Origin of the sequence: Pedobacter sp. JY14-1, assembly GCF_029269825.1 — a bacterium.
GTDB lineage: Bacteria > Bacteroidota > Bacteroidia > Sphingobacteriales > Sphingobacteriaceae > Pedobacter.
Window position 1 is genome coordinate 814,156 of sequence record NZ_JARJHU010000003.1, and the last position, 16,597, is coordinate 830,752.

Consider the following 16,597-nt stretch of genomic DNA (forward strand, 5'->3'; position numbering starts at 1 on the left):
ATGGCCAGGAAAAACAAGCCTGCAGAGATGGTACAAAGAAGTGAGGCTGATGTGCTTTTTGATAAATATGCGGAAAGCCATCAACATCCGACAAATAAACTGATCCACTGGATCTGTGTGCCGGCTATTGTTTTCAGCCTGCTGGGGCTGGTGTGGTCGGTGCCGTTTCCGCACCTTGATTTTCTTGGTCGTTACAATGGTTACGTAAATTGGGCCTCCTTCCTGATCGCCTTTTCTATATATTACTATTACAGACTTTCTCCGGTAATGTCTTACCTGATGCTGCTGATCATATTTGCCATGAGCATCGGCGTAGTGCAGCTGGAAAAGTGGGCGGCTGCAGGTGGCCCTGCATTATGGCAGACATGCCTGGGTATATTTGTACTGGCCTGGATCGGCCAGTTCATAGGCCATAAAATAGAAGGAAAGAAGCCGTCGTTTCTGGATGATGTTAAATTCTTATTAATCGGCCCCATATGGCTGCTGCACTTCGTTTGCAAGAAAATAGGCCTGAGGTACTGATGGATATTGCCTTGCGCGGATGCATGGGCCAGGGCGCTTAACATGGAATTAACACTTAGCTAAACGAAAGGTAATTTACACCTAACACAGGCCTAACATTGTGGTAATAGCTTTGCTGAAAATTAATATTCAGCAAATTGAAACCACAATTAAATCTAAAGAAAGCAATTATTACAATAATGTTTGTAATAATCGGCTCTGCAGTATTTGCACAAACAGGAAAGATTTCCGGTAAGGTCTCTGACGGAAAGACCGGTGAAACGCTCATCGGGGTGACTGTTCGTATTAAGGATACCAGTAAGGGTGCCGCTACGGATGTAGACGGCAATTATTCACTTCCAGGGCTGTCAGCAGGTAAATACACGTTGGTATTCCAATATGTCGGTTATACGTCCAAAGAGGTTAGCGGTATTGATGTATCAAACGGCAAGAGTACCGTATTGAATGTGATACTTGATGAGTCTGCCGGACAAAACTTACAGGAAATCGTGATTAAAGCCGATTTTAAGAAGGAGAGTGTGAATGCTTTATATGCTTTGCAGAAGAACAGTGCCTCAGTATCTGATGGTATTTCCTCCGAGCTGATTAAGCGGTCTCCCGATAAAAATACTTCTGATGTCCTGAAACGTGTTAGCGGTGCAACTGTGCAGGATAACAAATTTGTAGTGATCAGGGGATTAAGTGACAGGTATAACACAGCTACCCTGGACGGGTCGTCTCTGCCAAGCACCGAACCTAACAGGAAGGCGTTTTCCTTTGATATCGTTCCTTCTAACCTGGTTGATAACCTGATCATTAATAAGACTGCAACGCCTGATCTTCCTGGTGATTTCACAGGTGGCGCAATTCAGATCCAGACTAAGGATATTCCTGATCAGAACTATATTTCTTTGAGCGGTAGTCTCGGCTACAATACCGTTTCTACTTTTAAGGATTTTTACAGCGGTCAGAGGAACACTACCGACTATTTTACTTTTGATGGAAGTAACAGAAAACTCCCTCCAAGCTTTCCTTCGACCAAGAGGATAGTTGCGGACGGTGGACTGAGCAATGCGCAGAATAATGCGGCACTGAAGAGCTTGTCTCAGGACTGGAATATCTATAATAATGCTGCACTGCCAACCCAAAATTACCAGTTTACTATTGGCAGGGTTAAGGATTTTCAGAATAATGGCAAAAAATTAGGCGCTATTGTATCTCTGAGTTACAGGAATGCGCAAAGCACCACGTTAAACGCAGACCGTGACTTCTATACTTACGATTACAGGGATAATACTTACAAGTTTTCAAGTAGCATAGGAGCGCTGGCAAACTTTGCCTATACGTATGGTAAAAGCAAAATAACATTCAAAAATATCTATAACAGAATATTTGACGATGTGTATACTTATCGTACAGGTATAAATGAGTCCACTACTTCTGACAACAAGTTTTACGCATTTGATTTGATTGAAAAGTCATTACTTAAATCAACTGTTGAGGGAAACCATCAGCTAGGTGAAAGGAATGCCAAGCTGAATTGGTCTATTGGTTTTAGTAACGTTAAAAATGATCAGCCGGACCAACGGAAGGTAAATTATGCGAGGAATATCGCCTACGTTAATGATCCGGATGTACCTTATGAAGCAAATATTACTGGTATCGGAAAAGAGAATACGCGTTTGTTTTCTACACTGAATGAAAATGGTTATAATGGTGCTGTTAACTACGCGCTCCCTTTAAAGATGTTTGCCCAATCGGCAACTTTTAAAGCTGGGTTGTCATCTGGTTACCGGGATCGTGACTTCAATGCGAGGTTTATTGGCGCTGAAGTAAAAACAACCGATCCTGAGCAACTAAGGGAAATACGTATAAGACCGCTTAATACGCTTTTCGGACAAGATCTTATTGATCAAAACCTATATAAGCTTGGTGAAATAGGCAGCTTGACCGATATGTATACAGCAAATGCATTTACGAATGCAGCTTATGCGATGCTGGACAATAAAATAGGGAGTAAAATTAGGTTGGTCTGGGGAGTCAGGGCAGAGAAATTTAACCTGAATCTCAAATCTGAAGATCCGTTAAGGCCACCTATTGATCAGGATTATCTGGACATTTTACCGTCTGCAAATTTCACTTACAGTCTGACGGATAAAATCAACCTGAGGGCGTCTTATTACCGTTCAATTGCCCGTCCGGAGTTCAGGGAACTGGCGCCGTTCTCCTATTATGATTACGAACAGTTGGCTTTTATGGACGGAAATTCAAAGTTGAAGCGCGCTCAGATCAATAATGCAGATGTCCGTTTTGAGTTATATCCTGAAGTAGGGCAGATCTTCTCCATTTCGGCTTACTACAAACAGTTTAAAGATGCAATCGAGCCTTTGAATGAAGATTACAATTCAACAAGGACGATTAGCTATTTCAATTCTAAAGAGGCTACTGTTTACGGATTGGAGCTTGAAGTTCGTAAATCATTGAATTTTATCTCGGAGAGTGACTTCCTTAAGAATACTACTGTTTATACTAATCTTTCACTGGTAAAGTCAAATGCAGTGAATCCGGTTAATTCTGGTATCACGTTTTTAGAGAAGGAGCGCCCAATGGTAGGCCAGGCACCATATACCGTTAATGCAGGTTTGCAACATACATTTTTGAATAATAAAATGACCTTCAATGCGCTGTACAACAGAGTGGGACGTAGAATCACTGTTGTTGGTGGATCGAATTTCGGAAGTATCTGGGAAGCTCCAAGAAATGTTATCGATTTGCAACTTGGTCTCAGGGCCTTTAAAAACAAAGGCGAGTTTAAGCTTAATGTCGGCGATCTGTTAAACAACTACACGACCTTATATTACGATAACAACGCAAATAAGAGATATGACGACAATAACCAGGATGAGACAATTAACAGGTATAAGCTTGGTACCAATTACTCACTATCTTTCTCCTATAACTTCTGACCTAACAGCATTTGAGTAGACTTAACATTTATTTAAAGAACTGTTAATGAGTACTTAAATTCTCCTTAATACTTTTGAAATTATAAATATGAACAAAATGAAAAAACAGTTATTAGCATCTGCCTTGAGTTTACTTGTACTTCTCGCAAGTTGCTCTAAAAAAGATTCAAACGAAATCATCGATCCGCCTGCAACAGACGGGGTTGTTACCGTAAGCGGTGATATTTCTACAAGCACAACCTGGACCGCAGATAAAATATACCTTCTTAAAGGGAATGTTTTTGTTACTGGTAATGCTACACTGACTATTCAGCCAGGAACGATTATCAAAGGTGACAAAGCTACTAAAGGCTCTTTGGTTATTACAAGAGGGTCTAAAATTGAAGCAGCCGGCACCGTTGATAAACCAATTGTTTTCACCTCAAATCAGCCTGCAGGTGCAAGGGACAAAGGTGACTGGGGTGGTGTAATCCTATTAGGTAAAGCTACCAACAACCAGGGCACTTCTATCAAAATCGAAGGCATTTCTGATGATACTGATAAAGCTAAATATGGTGGCAACGAAGACGGCGATAATTCCGGAACTTTGAAATATGTACGGATAGAGTTTGCAGGTATTGCTTTAGGGCCGGATAACGAGATTAATGGTCTGACCATGGGCAGCGTTGGTTCTGGGACTACCATTGACTATGTAGAGGTTTACCGTTCCGGTGACGACTCATTCGAGTGGTTTGGCGGAACTGTAAATTGTAAACACCTTTTGGCCATCGATAGCTGGGATGATGATTTCGATACTGACTTCGGATATTCAGGAAAAGTTCAGTTTGCGCTGGCTCAGCGTCTGGCTTCGACTGCTGACGTATCTGGTTCTAACGGTTTCGAATCTGACAACGACGGCAATGGAAGTAACAATACTCCAAAAACTTCAGCAGTGTTTTCAAACGTAACGATCCTTGGACCAATTGACGTTGCTGGTGCAGGAAGTATTAACTCTAACTTCCAGCATGCGGCTCAAATCCGCCGTAATTCTTCTATCAGTATCTTTAATTCTATTTTCGCTGGCTATACTGAAGGCATCTATTATGATGATACCAAGGTTGCTACTGCCGGAGCTACCTATGCAAACTTTACTTCTGGCAGCTCGGTATTTGCGAATAACCTGGTTTTGGGTTGCAATGGTAAATCTAATCAGATTAAGGGTGCAGCTGGCATATTGGATGCTTTGAAGACCGCACTGACTGCTGGTAATACTTTTGATGCGAATGTATATGCAAGTGCAGTGGTTAGAGATCCTTACAAATTTGCTCCTGACCTGGCTGCTGCCGCTAAACAAGGTACTCCTGATTTCAGGGTAGTAGATGGTTCTATCGCTGCTAGCGGGGCTAGTTTTACAAATGCTAAGCTATCTTCTGGCTTTGAAAATGTAGCTTATAAAGGTGCGTTTGGTACTACTAGCTGGGCAGAAGGCTGGGCTCACTTTAATCCTCAGACGCTTGCTTACACTACCCCTGGTGCTGTAAAATAATTTAAACCTGAATTATACTTAAAAGCGGATGCCTATGGCATTCGCTTTTTTTGTTTCAACCGATTTAACGAAAGCTTAACAATGCCATTGTAGCGAAGAACTTTTAATTCCCGTATTACCTGTAGAATCAAACAATTGAGAATATGAAAATATCAGCTACCTATTTGCTTTTGCTGGCCATATTGCCAGTATTTAGTTCCTGCAAAAAAGACGGGGTAAAGAAAACCGGTATTGAAATTACCGACAAAGACCTGACGGTGTGTCCGGATAATGCGGACTGTGAATTTCTGTATACCGAAGGTGCGGATATTAGCAAGCAGTTGTTGTTTCAGCCGGGTAATTACCGGTTGTTCTGGTCCAGCTTCCGTTATTCTGGTATAGACAGCAGATTATATATCCGTACACCGCAGGATGCACGGGAATTTTATCTTAAGCGGCAGGACTTTGAAAGTAAAGTGCTGCTGACCAGCATATGTCCTGCTTGTTTTAGTATACCTATGAGACCGGTAGAGGGATATATTAAGGGAATTAACGTATCACCTGATAAGCGTGCTGATCAGACTAAATGGCTGCTGGAGGTAAAGCTGTATCTGATGCCTCAGGGTGGGAGTAAGGTGACCGATACGTTGTTTATCAAACAATATTTCTATCCGAATTTTGTGATTAACTAGCGCTTCAGGTTGTTTGACGGACTGGCAAGTATTTATCTTGGATCATAAGCATAAACGATCTCATAAGGAATGTGCCTGAGTTTAGCTGAAAGCTGGCCGATAGGCAGGTTTTCTTTTTGAGGTGTGGGTTCACAAACTGAATAGATTTTGCCATTGTAGATGATAGGCTGTCCTATTGGTTTGTCAAACCGGACAGCCATCGTAATATGGGTAGGATAGAGCAGGGCGATCATGGGAAGATTGTAGATTTCCTTTACCAGGTAAAAGAAAAGTGCAGCACGGTCATCGCAATCGCTGTATTGGGCAAAGAGTGTCTGTTCTGGCGAGAGCCTTTTTTCACGGCCAAAGTTGCGATCGTCATCTTCATAAAGGAAGGCGTAACGGGTGAAGCGCATCAGGTAGTCTACGCCTTTTTTTTGTTTCATGCCGGTTACTGTCTTTTTGAGTATGGGAATTAAGGAACCATAGGTTTCCTTGCTCAGTGGAATGTTGAAATACGATTCGAAGTCTACCACAGGGTAGTTGGCAAAGAGATCCTGAACGCCTGGATTGAGTTTGATATCGAAATGATACGCTTTGTGGCCGTAGCTGAAGTAGAGTTGTTTATCGGCGTAACTTTCAGGCCTGAAATCGGGCATGCGGGTAACTTTGTAGGAAAAAGCTTCCTTTGCCTCGGGAATGCTGATCATGTGATCGGGCGGAGTCTTGTTCAGATCTGCGTAAGCATAGTCGTGATGGTTCAGACACATGTATTTCCTGTCTTTGTAGACGAGGTATGGAATGTCTGAAATGTCTTCGTCGGTATGAACATAAAAGATAATGCGGTTTCCCGATATGGTCAACCGTGCATCGTAACCAGATTTGACCATGAGAAACCACTTATAAAAGGTATAGCGTTCATAGTTTTCCTTCTTGGGGCTTATAGCTTCTGCGGTTTTCCTGATCAGCTGGTAATATATCCAGTCATTAAGCTCGTTCTGTTTTCTGTAGGTAAGTAAAGAATCAAGTATCGGGCGGTATCGACCGCTGTTTGCCTTACGGTAGGACTCCCATATATATGCTTCGGACAAGGAATCCGGCAGTCGGTTGATAATGGAAGCGGAAAGTTCGAGATTAAAAGTATGGCCATAAAAGTCAAAGCAGATATTGTTACGGATTTGCTGCCCGAAGACCATACCCTGGGTCAACAGGGTAATAGTGATCATCGTTCTTATCCATTTTCGCATCTGACTTCGGTTTGCTTAACTTTTTGATAACATTGAATATACATAAAATTAACATTGTATGTGTATTAAATTTTTGTGCTGAGTGGCTGTTAAGATAATGGATGGTTAACGGAGCCTTAACATGTTTGTGCTACTTTTGTAGCGTAAATATTTGGTTAGTATTTATACGTTTAGGTTTAGTTGATAATCACAAGCCTGGTGGATGCCGGGCTTGTGCTTTTTTTGGAATGATTTATGCAACTTTGACCCTTCTGAACCGATAATAGAATGTTGATGGAGAACTTTGCAATGCTGCAGTTTTTTGAATGGTATTACCCGGCAGATGGCAGCTTGTGGCGTTTTTTTGCTGAGCAGGCAAATGATCTAAAAGACATTGGTATTGATTCGGTCTGGTTGCCTCCGGCGCATAAGGGAATGGAGGGCGCTGAAGCAAGTGGTTATGATGCTTATGATCTCTATGACCTTGGGGAGTTTAACCAGCGAAACTCCGTGAGGACTAAGTATGGTACCAGAGATGAGTTTATTGCTGCTGTTAAAGCCGGACAACAGGCGGGGCTGCAAGTATATGCAGATATTGTACTTAACCACATGGGGGGCGCGGAGGAAAAGGAGCGGGTGATGGTAAGAAAGGTAAATCCTGATAACCGTTTGGAATTTATTACGGAGCCATATGAAATTGAGGCTTTTACAAAGTTTAGCTTTCCGGGAAGAAACGCGAAGTATTCTCAATTTGTATGGGACCATAACTGTTTTGCAGGTATTGATTATGATGCCAGTACCCAAGAGACGGCGATTTTCAGTATACAGAATGAATATGGTGAAGGGTGGCAGGATGTAGTTTCGGATGAGTTTGGTAATTACGATTACCTGATGCTTTGTGATATTGATTTTCGTAATCCTCATGTAAGGGAAGAACTGGTGAAGTGGGGAAAATGGTTTTATGAAACGGTTGGCTTTGATGGATTCCGGCTGGATGCGGTGAAACATATAGATCCGCTTTTTTTTAATGAGTGGCTGAATGCAATGAGGGGTTATTTTAAAAAGGAGTTTTATACTGTAGCAGAATATTGGGCGCCTGGAGATCTGGACGCTATGCTGAGGTATATTAGCGTGACCGAAGGACGGATGTCATTATTCGACGCCTGTTTACAGGCGAATTTTCACCGGGCGTCGGTGAGTATTGACCAGTATGATATGCGTACGATATTTGACAATACACTTGTGCAGGCCAGACCCGAATTGGCTGTCACGCTTGTTGAAAACCATGACACGCAGCCTTTACAGTCTTTGGAGCAAACTGTGGAACCATGGTTCAGGCCTATTGCCTATGCACTGATCCTGCTCAGGGAGGCAGGGTATCCCTGTGTTTTTTATGCTGATCTTTATGGTTCGGAATATGAAGATAAGGACAAGGAGGGGATAGACCAGAAGGTTACGATGACGATATTACAGGAACTAAAGGCGCTGCTTTATGTCCGCAAATATCTAGCCTATGGGCTGCAACGCGATTACTTTGATGATGCGCATTGCATTGGCTGGACAAGGGAAGGAGATGAAACACATCATGGATCCGGTTGTGCAGTGATACTGACTAACGGTATTGCTGCTGCCAAACGAATGGAGATGGGTATGAAACATGCTGGCAAAATCTTCTATGACAAGCTTGGGCATATTCAGGAAACCGTGGTAATTGATGAAAATGGATGGGGTGAATTCAACGTAAACAGTGGTTCTGTATCTGTTTGGACTTATAGTTAAAAATTCTTACCGATCTTTTCCAGCATTTCTGGCGGAATATTCTGGGTATCTACCAGTAGAAAGCCATCCAGACAATCGGAGAACTTGGGATCAATATTAAAGCAAATGATCTTGGCATTAAGGTTCATATACTGACGCAGCAGTACAGGTATCTTGATGTGAGAGTTTTCAATATCTGAGATGAGGCTGTCAAGATCTTTCAGTGATTCGCTGCTTTCTATAAGCAGGTCTTTGTCGATGGCAGAAAGATCGGCTTTGAATTTATTTTTTGGCTTTACGTAGCGTGCCAGTTCATAGTCAAAGTGATTTTTGGTAATGTAGTCAACTATGAGTGATTTGGAGAATTTTGAAAAACTATTACTGATACTCACAGGGCCGAACATATATCGGTACTGCGGATTGTCGAGCAGGTATTTGAGAATACCTTTCCATAACAGGAACAATGGTAGCGGTTTTTGCTGATATTCTTTCCGGATCCAGGAGCGGCCAAGTTCTATGCCTTTGCGAAGTACCGGATAGAACGGTTCTTTGATTTTAAACAGTTCGGAGAGATAAAATCCTCTCCTGCCCATCGTATTCAGAATCTCATCTCCTTTGCCGATCCGGTAGGCCCCAACAAGATTTTGCAGGTCCTTGTCCCAGATGAAAAGATGGTTGTAATAGATATCGTAATTATCAAGATCTATCTTTTTATTTGTGCCTTCGCCTACCTCCCGAAAGGTAATCTCCCGTAAACGCCCGATTTCCCTCAGGATATTGGGGATGTTTGCAGTGGGGCAGATGTAAACTTCATAGTTCTTTTCCTGCCATACACGGAACTGCTCCAACTGAGCAACTTCATTGACAATAAGGTTACGGTCGGTTTCTACAATAACAGGTTCCGGTTTTTTCTTAATCTTGAACAGATTAATGGGATTGAACAGCTTTTTCTCTTCCTCCAGTCCTGTGCCTAATGCATAAGTACGTGCCCTGAGGAAATCAAGTAGTTTATTGGTGTTTTTATGGTAAGAGATGTCTTCAATATTTATGGGCTTACCGATCCGCACCTTTATTTTTAAACCTTGCTTGTTAAGGAATTCAGACGGAAGTTTGGCCGTGCGTAAGGTAGGATGGAGGAAGCTGAGTATATTGAACAGCACGCCGTTATTACCATGGAAATAGATGGGGACAACCGGTACTTTTGCCTTTGCAATCAGCTTACCTACGACTGGATGCCAGAGTCTGTCGGTAATCTCCTGTTTGTCGAGGCTGAATGTAGAAACCTCGCCGGCAGGAAATATTCCGATCGGGATGTCGTTTTGCAGAAGGTCAAATGTTGCTTTAAGTCCGCTGATACTGGAAGAGTGCTGCACATTTTCAAAAGGGTTTACGGCAACAAAGAATTCACTGAGGTTGGGGATTTTCTTAAGAATAAAATTGACCATGACCTTGGCCTCAGGTCTTACGCTGCAAAGGAGCTTTACGAGTGCTAATCCTTCTACACCCCCATAAGGATGATTGGCTATGGCAATGAACCCGCCTGTTTTGGGAATATTCCTGAGGTCATCTTCGTCGAAATCTATACTGACTCCGATAGTTTCTAATATTTTGTCTACGAACTCCAGGCCACTGAAATGTTTGTTTTGCGAAAATACCTTATTGATGTCGTTGAGCTTCATGATTTCCATGAGTAGGGCCGCGAGGCCCGGAACGCCCAGTTTATCTATTTTTGTGGCTTTGGCAAACTCCTGGGTAGTAATGATCTTCATTTAAAACTCGGTTAGTGATCTGAATTCCAACCTCAAAAATAGTATTAAAATTTCAAACGTAACAACTCGTGAGGTCAGGAGAAAATCACATACCTTATCCTATGATAAAAAGAAGACTGAATAAATATCTGGGAATGACCAGAACAGAGTTTAGAGGGCTGATCGTACTCGCTTGGCTGGTCATCACCGTTATTGCCGCGCCTTATGTGTGGCAATGGCTGCGGCCTGACACGCAGGATGGCATTGATCTCGAAGAAACTGAGCAGGCAATTGCAAAGCTTGAAAAAAGGGCGGTGATGAACCCTTTTCCTTTACACAGGAAATATTCGACTGCGAATAAACACACCAGGTTGTTTGTTTTTGATCCTAACCAGGTTGACCTGGATGAATGGCTGGCATTGGGGCTTTCTGAAAAGCAGGCTGCTGTGATCTTAAAATACAGGGAGAAAGGAGGACATTTCAATAAGCCGGAAGACTTGCGGAAAATGTACACAATAAACCCCCGGATTTACCGGAGGCTGCTGCCGTATATACGCATTGAACGGCAAGGTACGGATACGGGTTTCAGACAAGGTAATCTCAATAACACAAAACGTCCGGCGGTATTTCCAGCGATTGAACTGAATGGCGCAGATAGTGCTGGCTTGTGCCTTATAAAAGGGATCGGTCCTGTCTTTGCTTCCAGGATCATTCGCTACAGGAACCGGCTCGGCGGCTTTTATAATACTATCCAGTTGATGGAGATTTTTGGACTGGATTCCTTAAAATATATGGAAATATTGAAACAGGTTACTGTGGATTCAGCTGCTGTACGCAAAATCAATATAAATGAGGCTACCTTTGAGATGTTGAAGGGGCATCCTTATTTGAGATATAAACAAATAAATGCTTTGCTGCAGTTCAAAAAACAGCATGGTAATTACCATAATATTGCAGACCTTAGCCAGGTGTTGTTATTCAGTGCAGCGGATATTGCCCGGCTGGCACCTTATTTAACCTATTAACTGATGATGGAAGAAAGAATTAAGCAGGCTGTGCGCGATATTCCTGGATTTCCAAAACCGGGGATTGTCTTTAAGGACATTACCCCGATATTGAAAGATCCGTCTTTATGCATAGCTATTGTTTCGGCACTTGCTGATGCGTTGGATGGGATAGCGATAGATGTTGTCGCAGGTATTGAAAGCAGAGGTTTTCTCTTTGGACCCTCGCTTGCCCAGAAGTTGAATGTGCCGTTCGTGCCTGTGCGGAAAACTGGTAAGCTGCCGTACAGGACGGTTAGTCAGTCTTATGATCTTGAATATGGCAGTGCCTCGATAGAATGTCATGAAGATGCGTTTCTTCCAGGTCAGAGGGTACTGCTGCATGATGATTTACTTGCTACGGGTGGCACCATTGCTGCGGCATCGGAGCTGACAGGCAAATTGGGCGCGAAGGTTGTTGCCTATTCTTTTTTAATCTCGCTTGATTTTCTTCAGGGCAAGGAGCGGCTGAAACAGTTGGGCGCTCCTGTATTTGCCCTTTCCGCCTACCAGATTCAGGATATCTGATAAATGCAGAGGATAAACAACACGAAGGCAATGAATTGCAAAACGAACACAGAAAAGCTGGTGGTGTAAAGATTATTTTTCATGGTTTGTTGAAATTGGTTGCAAATTATTGCTGATTTTGTTGCCGATCAACTGAGAAAATACGCAGTTTATATTATTTTTGAAGTTCAAGGGGATCAAAGCAATGGAAAAAAATTTTGGAGATTACTCCCGTATGTTCATTACGGATATTCCTGCTGATCTGGAAAGCGAGCAGGCACAATACTTTAAAAGAACAATTCCCAAGTTTCCTGAGGAGGCCATATACATATACTCCTTTAAGGAGAATCGGATGGTCTTTGCAAGCGGTTGGGAAGAGGTGGTCGGTTATCGGGACGACGAAATCAATATGCTGGCCATTGTGAATATGTCTGCGCCTGAATTTGCCCCTTTTTCGCATGATCTTAATGACAAGGCTCTTAAATTTATTCATGGTAAAAATGAAGACCTGGAATCTTATAGTTTTACCATTGAACTTAAAAAGATACATAAGAATGGGAGTGAGGTGCCTGTTGTTGCCCGTGTAGGTGTGTTCAGTTCGGAAGAAGGTAAGGTAACTGCAATTATTGGCAGGTTCCAGGTGAACCGCAATCTGATCTTCGGGAGAGTAATGCGTTACGCTGCCTTTGGACCGGAGAAGGAAAAGTTCGAAGAAGAACTCAACAAAGCCCTGTTTTATCACCTTGCGATATCTGATAAGGAAAAGGAAGCCCTTTCGATGGTCTCCAGAGGATTCTCATTCAAGGAAATTGCTTACGAGCTGAATGTTTCCCATTCAGCGATCGAAAAGAGGATCATTCCTTTATATAAGCGGTTTGAAGTCAAAAGCCTTACACACCTGGTCAGTTTTGCTTATGACAACAATATCCTGCCCTGATCAAGTTTAGTCAAGGTTGACGGTAACGATGTTGGAAGGGTTGATCCCAATCTGAAGTAAAAGATCCTGCCATTTTTGCTCCAGGAGACTTGTAGGATCGTCACTGCCCATAACCCAGATGATATTTTTTTCGCGGATGTGCTGAAGGTTGTCAGGGCCGCAATCTACATTGTTAAGCAGCTCATAGAATAATGTTGTGGTAATGATATCTCCTTTTACCGGTTTGCCGGGATTGATGTCGTCAATGACCAGCAGGTTACATTGTCGCCAGGACCATAGTCTGGAAAATGTTTGGGGAGCGGTATTCTGGTCAAAAAACATGCTTAATAGTTTTACCGCGGTGACATAACTGCAGCAATTGTTTCTTATGGAGGTTTCCGTGGCAATACCCACCGATAACATCGTTTTCCCACTGCCTTTTGAACCAAACAGCAGCATGTGCTTGCCTTCAGTTCCTCTGTGGTCCAGAAAATCGAGTACAGCTTTTTTATTTTGATCACTGATGCGTTCGTTCCATTGACTTAGTCTTAACTGAAAGGGATAATCAGCATTCTGCAGATAAATTTTCGTCGAATACCAGTAATAAGCCGGATAGGCTGCCAGAATAAGCAATGCAAGAGTTCCCATCAGCATTTCGGGGTGGAATTTACAAACGAGGCTTGCAGCAAGTGCGCCAATACCGAAATAGATAAGGTCTGTCAGTGTATCGAATGCTATGTTTGCCCATGCGGGCCTGAAAGTATAATCACCTTTGTTCAGTGCCTTTCGCCTTGTGCCGATCTTTAACAGTAGCGGTCCCAGGAAGTTGTAGGTTTCGAATGCAACCCAAAGTCCCCATACCCCAAAAGAGGCCCATAGTTCGGGAAAGTTAACTGATGTGTAAGACTGTAAAAGGTGGTAAACGACTATTGCCGGGATAAAACCGAGTGAAAAATGACCGAATTGATTGGCCAGCCAAGCATAGGAAAGAGTGACACCCCGATAGGAATCTTTACCGATGAGATCGGCTTTTAGCTGTGTGGTTATGGCTTGTCTGTTGACGAAGGACATAGATTTACGCGTTTTCAGATACTTTTTGAGTAACTAATCTAAAAAAAATAAAAAAAAATCTCAGCATTTTCTGTGGGTATAGTGAAAGTTTACAATGATTATAGACCAAATACTCGTCTGTTCATTGATTTGGCAGATTATTGGCTACTGATATTGCAGTTGAATTGTTTAAAATTGCGGTTATTCATAAAAAAGCTATGTTAGAAATAATGGACAATTCGGATGGATATGATTTTCATATTTCCGAAAATCAGGAATTGATTCGCAAGATGGTCGGCGATTTTGCTGAGAAGAACATCCGTCCGCATGTGATGGAATGGGATGAAGCTCAATATTTTCCTTTAGAGGTTTTTAAGCGGCTGGGTGAGCTTGGATTGATGGGTATACTGGTTCCTGAGGCCTACGGGGGCTCAGGACTCGGATATCAGGAATACGTTGACGTTATCGCAGGAATTGCGAGTGTATGCGGGTCTGTCGGTTTATCGCTGGCTGCACATAATTCGCTATGTACCGGGCATATCCAGGCTTTTGCCAATGAAGAACAAAAACACCGCTGGTTGCCCAAGCTGGCTACGGGAGAATGGATAGGAGCCTGGGGCTTAACAGAGGCGAATACCGGCTCTGATGCGTTGCGTATGAATACTACGGCAGTACTGGAAGGAGATGAGTATGTAATCAATGGTTCAAAGAACTGGATTACACATGGAAAGAGCGGAGATGTTGCTGTAGTAATGGTGCGGACAGGGGAACAAGGGCGCGCAGGTGGCATATCTGCGATTGTGGTAGAACGTGATACACCTGGATTTTCAGCAGGAAGGAAGGAAAATAAGCTGGGTATGAGGGCTTCTGAAACTACCGAAATGGTCTTTACCAATTGCCGCGTACCTAAGGGTAATTTACTTGGAGCGGAGGGAGAGGGATTTAAGCAGGCGATGAAAGTGCTGGACGGAGGGCGTATTTCCATCGCGGCACTTGCGCTGGGAATTGCTAAGGGGGCTTATAAGGCCGCGATAACTTATTCGAAGGAGCGCCATCAGTTTGGTCAGCCCATATCCAGCTTTCAGGGAATCAGTTTTAAGCTTGCCGATATGGCTACGGAAATAGCTGCTGCGGAATTGCTGATAAGACAGGCGGCCGATTTGAAGAACCGCAGGCTCCCGGTAACCAAGGAGTCGGCAATGGCTAAGTATTATGCTTCAGAAGTGGCTGTGAGGGTGGCAACTGATGCAGTACAGATTTTTGGCGGCTATGGATACACCAAGGATTATCCGGTAGAGAAGTTTTACAGAGACAGCAAGCTGTGTACGATTGGAGAGGGTACCTCGGAAATACAGAAGATTGTGATCGCAAGAGAAATATTAAAGTGAGTATTGAATTAAATAATTTATTGTTTGGTTTTTAGTGAAAACTCCGTAGCTTTGCAGTCCCTTAAAAGACGAGAGGAGGTATTTTTACGATATGATCATTATTAATATTAAAGACGGTGAATCACTGGATAAGGCGCTGAAGCGTTTTAAGAAGAAGTTTGAGAAGACTGGTGTGTTGAGAGAGCTTCGTAGCCGTCAGGCATACGAAAAGAAATCCGTTACCCGTCGTACACAGGTAAAACACGCGATCTATAAGCAAGGTTTGCAGCAGGAAGGCACAATCTAGGCCGGAAGCTTCATGATACAAGGCGTTTCAGGACACTCCTGAAACGCTTTTTTTTTGTCCGGATTTTTTTACAGAAAAAATGGTCTTTGTTAAATTAATGTTTCGTACATTGACATTACCGAGCATTAAAAGGTTTCTATGGCTGTTGAGCAATTTCTAACATACTTGCAACACGAGAAGCGATATTCATTGCACACTGTCGAGTCTTACCGTAACGATCTCGACCAGTTTTCCGGTTTTATGACTGACGTTTTTGATCTGGAAGTTTCGAAGGCAGGTCATTTGCACATCAGGGAATTTGTGGTTATGCTGATGGAAAAAGGGATGCAGGAAAGTTCGGTAGGCAGGAAGCTTTCGACTCTAAGGAGCTTTTTTAAATACATGCTGAGGTTGGGTTGTATTGCCAGTAATCCGGTGGCGCTGGTGAAACCTCCAAAGGTGCCTAAACGCATACCTGTATTCGTTGATGAGCATAAGCTGGATGAATTACTTGATGCGCAATGTCCTGACGATAATTTCCCTGAGGTAAGGAATAAAGTGATCATTGAGCTGCTGTATGGAACAGGAATTCGGCTTGCCGAACTCCTGGCATTACAAGAGTCTGATATTGACTTTTACTACGGCAGCCTGAAGGTAACGGGTAAGCGCAGTAAGCAAAGGGTTGTGCCGGTAAGCAAACAGTTGCTGGATCAGCTTAAGTTTTACGTGGAGTTGAAGTCCCGTCATTTTTCCGCGAACAAAAATGCACACCTGATCGTTACTGATAAAGGTATCAGAGCGTATCCATTGATGGTTTACAAAATTGTAAAACATCATTTGAGCAGGGTATCTACACAAGAGAAGCTGAGTCCGCATGTTTTACGACATTCTTATGCGACGGCTCTGCTCAACAGGGGAGCCGACCTGAATTCCATCAAGGAACTTTTGGGACATGCGAGCCTGGCTGCAACACAGGTTTATACACATAATTCCGTAGAGCGATTAAAATCTATATATAAACAAGCCCATCCAAAGGCGTAAAAAAGGAGGAAAT

The 16,597-nt window shown here is 42.9% G+C and carries 14 protein-coding genes; 11 read left to right on the plus strand and 3 right to left on the minus strand.

The annotated features are described in order from the left end of the window. From P2W84_RS09785 to P2W84_RS09800, 4 genes are all read left to right on the plus strand, one after another. A complete protein-coding gene (locus P2W84_RS09785) occupies window positions 1–522 on the plus strand; it encodes an Mpo1-like protein (RefSeq protein ID WP_276089933.1) in 522 nt (173 codons plus the stop codon). A gap of 179 nt (window positions 523–701) precedes the next feature. Beyond that, window positions 702–3,467: a TonB-dependent receptor gene (locus tag P2W84_RS09790; RefSeq protein ID WP_276089934.1), complete on the plus strand. Its 2,766-nt coding sequence runs from the start codon at window positions 702–704 to the stop codon at window positions 3,465–3,467. 88 nt (window positions 3,468–3,555) lie between these two features. Next, entirely contained in the window at window positions 3,556–4,992 is a 1,437-nt protein-coding gene (locus P2W84_RS09795) for a hypothetical protein (protein ID WP_276089935.1), read from the plus strand. A gap of 143 nt (window positions 4,993–5,135) precedes the next feature. Then, the gene (locus P2W84_RS09800; RefSeq protein ID WP_276089936.1) at window positions 5,136–5,663 is read left to right on the plus strand and encodes a hypothetical protein; all 528 of its coding nucleotides are present in this window, start codon (window positions 5,136–5,138) and stop codon (window positions 5,661–5,663) included. Between the two features lie 32 nt (window positions 5,664–5,695). Here P2W84_RS09800 and P2W84_RS09805 read toward each other — a convergent pair whose 3' ends face one another. Then, the gene (locus P2W84_RS09805; protein WP_276089937.1) at window positions 5,696–6,889 is read right to left on the minus strand and encodes a hypothetical protein; all 1,194 of its coding nucleotides are present in this window, start codon (window positions 6,887–6,889) and stop codon (window positions 5,696–5,698) included. Between the two features lie 273 nt (window positions 6,890–7,162). On the opposite strand from P2W84_RS09805, the gene P2W84_RS09810 reads away from it, so the two are divergent. Next, window positions 7,163–8,647, plus strand: a complete 1,485-nt coding sequence (locus P2W84_RS09810; RefSeq protein ID WP_276089938.1) for an alpha-amylase — start codon at window positions 7,163–7,165, stop codon at window positions 8,645–8,647. Here the strand turns inward: P2W84_RS09810 and P2W84_RS09815 are convergent. Then, window positions 8,644–10,395: a GNAT family N-acyltransferase gene (locus P2W84_RS09815; RefSeq protein WP_276089939.1), complete on the minus strand. Its 1,752-nt coding sequence runs from the start codon at window positions 10,393–10,395 to the stop codon at window positions 8,644–8,646. The genes P2W84_RS09810 and P2W84_RS09815 overlap by 4 nt on opposite strands. A gap of 101 nt (window positions 10,396–10,496) precedes the next feature. Here P2W84_RS09815 and P2W84_RS09820 point away from each other — a divergent pair, with 101 nt between their 5' ends. The 3 genes from P2W84_RS09820 (at window position 10,497) to P2W84_RS09830 (ending at window position 12,861) form a co-directional block, all read left to right on the plus strand. After that, window positions 10,497–11,399 carry a helix-hairpin-helix domain-containing protein gene (locus P2W84_RS09820; protein WP_276089940.1) on the plus strand — a complete coding sequence of 301 codons (903 nt, stop codon included), beginning with the start codon at window positions 10,497–10,499 and terminating at the stop codon, window positions 11,397–11,399. A 3-nt stretch (window positions 11,400–11,402) separates the two neighbouring features. Further along, a complete protein-coding gene (locus P2W84_RS09825) occupies window positions 11,403–11,945 on the plus strand; it encodes an adenine phosphoribosyltransferase (RefSeq protein ID WP_276089941.1) in 543 nt (180 codons plus the stop codon). Window positions 11,946–12,129: 184 nt separating this feature from the next. After that, complete coding sequence (locus P2W84_RS09830; protein ID WP_276089942.1) at window positions 12,130–12,861, plus strand: LuxR C-terminal-related transcriptional regulator; 732 nt, start codon at window positions 12,130–12,132, stop codon at window positions 12,859–12,861. A 6-nt stretch (window positions 12,862–12,867) separates the two neighbouring features. Here P2W84_RS09830 and P2W84_RS09835 read toward each other — a convergent pair whose 3' ends face one another. Then, window positions 12,868–13,911: a hypothetical protein gene (locus tag P2W84_RS09835; RefSeq protein ID WP_276089943.1), complete on the minus strand. Its 1,044-nt coding sequence runs from the start codon at window positions 13,909–13,911 to the stop codon at window positions 12,868–12,870. Between the two features lie 197 nt (window positions 13,912–14,108). Between P2W84_RS09835 and P2W84_RS09840 the strand changes: the two genes are divergently transcribed. From P2W84_RS09840 to P2W84_RS09850, 3 genes are all read left to right on the plus strand, one after another. Beyond that, entirely contained in the window at window positions 14,109–15,278 is a 1,170-nt protein-coding gene (locus P2W84_RS09840; protein ID WP_276089944.1) for an acyl-CoA dehydrogenase family protein, read from the plus strand. A 91-nt stretch (window positions 15,279–15,369) separates the two neighbouring features. Further along, entirely contained in the window at window positions 15,370–15,564 is a 195-nt protein-coding gene (rpsU, locus tag P2W84_RS09845) for a 30S ribosomal protein S21 (protein WP_276089945.1), read from the plus strand. Between the two features lie 138 nt (window positions 15,565–15,702). After that, complete coding sequence (locus tag P2W84_RS09850) at window positions 15,703–16,584, plus strand: tyrosine-type recombinase/integrase (protein WP_276089946.1); 882 nt, start codon at window positions 15,703–15,705, stop codon at window positions 16,582–16,584. Window positions 16,585–16,597 lie beyond the last annotated feature (13 nt).

Excerpts from the sequence above, each read along its gene's own strand:
- P2W84_RS09785 (WP_276089933.1), top strand. The coding sequence starts at position 1 with ATGGCCAGGAAAAACAAGCCTGCAGAGATGGTACAAAGAAGTGAGGCT.
- P2W84_RS09790 (WP_276089934.1), top strand. The coding sequence starts at position 702 with ATGTTTGTAATAATCGGCTCTGCAGTATTTGCACAAACAGGAAAGATT.
- P2W84_RS09795 (WP_276089935.1), top strand. The coding sequence starts at position 3,556 with ATGAACAAAATGAAAAAACAGTTATTAGCATCTGCCTTGAGTTTACTT.
- P2W84_RS09800 (WP_276089936.1), top strand. The coding sequence starts at position 5,136 with ATGAAAATATCAGCTACCTATTTGCTTTTGCTGGCCATATTGCCAGTA.
- P2W84_RS09805 (WP_276089937.1), bottom strand. The coding sequence starts at position 6,889 with ATGCGAAAATGGATAAGAACGATGATCACTATTACCCTGTTGACCCAG.
- P2W84_RS09810 (WP_276089938.1), top strand. The coding sequence starts at position 7,163 with ATGGAGAACTTTGCAATGCTGCAGTTTTTTGAATGGTATTACCCGGCA.
- P2W84_RS09815 (WP_276089939.1), bottom strand. The coding sequence starts at position 10,395 with ATGAAGATCATTACTACCCAGGAGTTTGCCAAAGCCACAAAAATAGAT.
- P2W84_RS09820 (WP_276089940.1), top strand. The coding sequence starts at position 10,497 with ATGATAAAAAGAAGACTGAATAAATATCTGGGAATGACCAGAACAGAG.
- P2W84_RS09825 (WP_276089941.1), top strand. The coding sequence starts at position 11,403 with ATGATGGAAGAAAGAATTAAGCAGGCTGTGCGCGATATTCCTGGATTT.
- P2W84_RS09830 (WP_276089942.1), top strand. The coding sequence starts at position 12,130 with ATGGAAAAAAATTTTGGAGATTACTCCCGTATGTTCATTACGGATATT.
- P2W84_RS09835 (WP_276089943.1), bottom strand. The coding sequence starts at position 13,911 with ATGTCCTTCGTCAACAGACAAGCCATAACCACACAGCTAAAAGCCGAT.
- P2W84_RS09840 (WP_276089944.1), top strand. The coding sequence starts at position 14,109 with ATGTTAGAAATAATGGACAATTCGGATGGATATGATTTTCATATTTCC.
- rpsU (WP_276089945.1), top strand. The coding sequence starts at position 15,370 with ATGATCATTATTAATATTAAAGACGGTGAATCACTGGATAAGGCGCTG.
- P2W84_RS09850 (WP_276089946.1), top strand. The coding sequence starts at position 15,703 with ATGGCTGTTGAGCAATTTCTAACATACTTGCAACACGAGAAGCGATAT.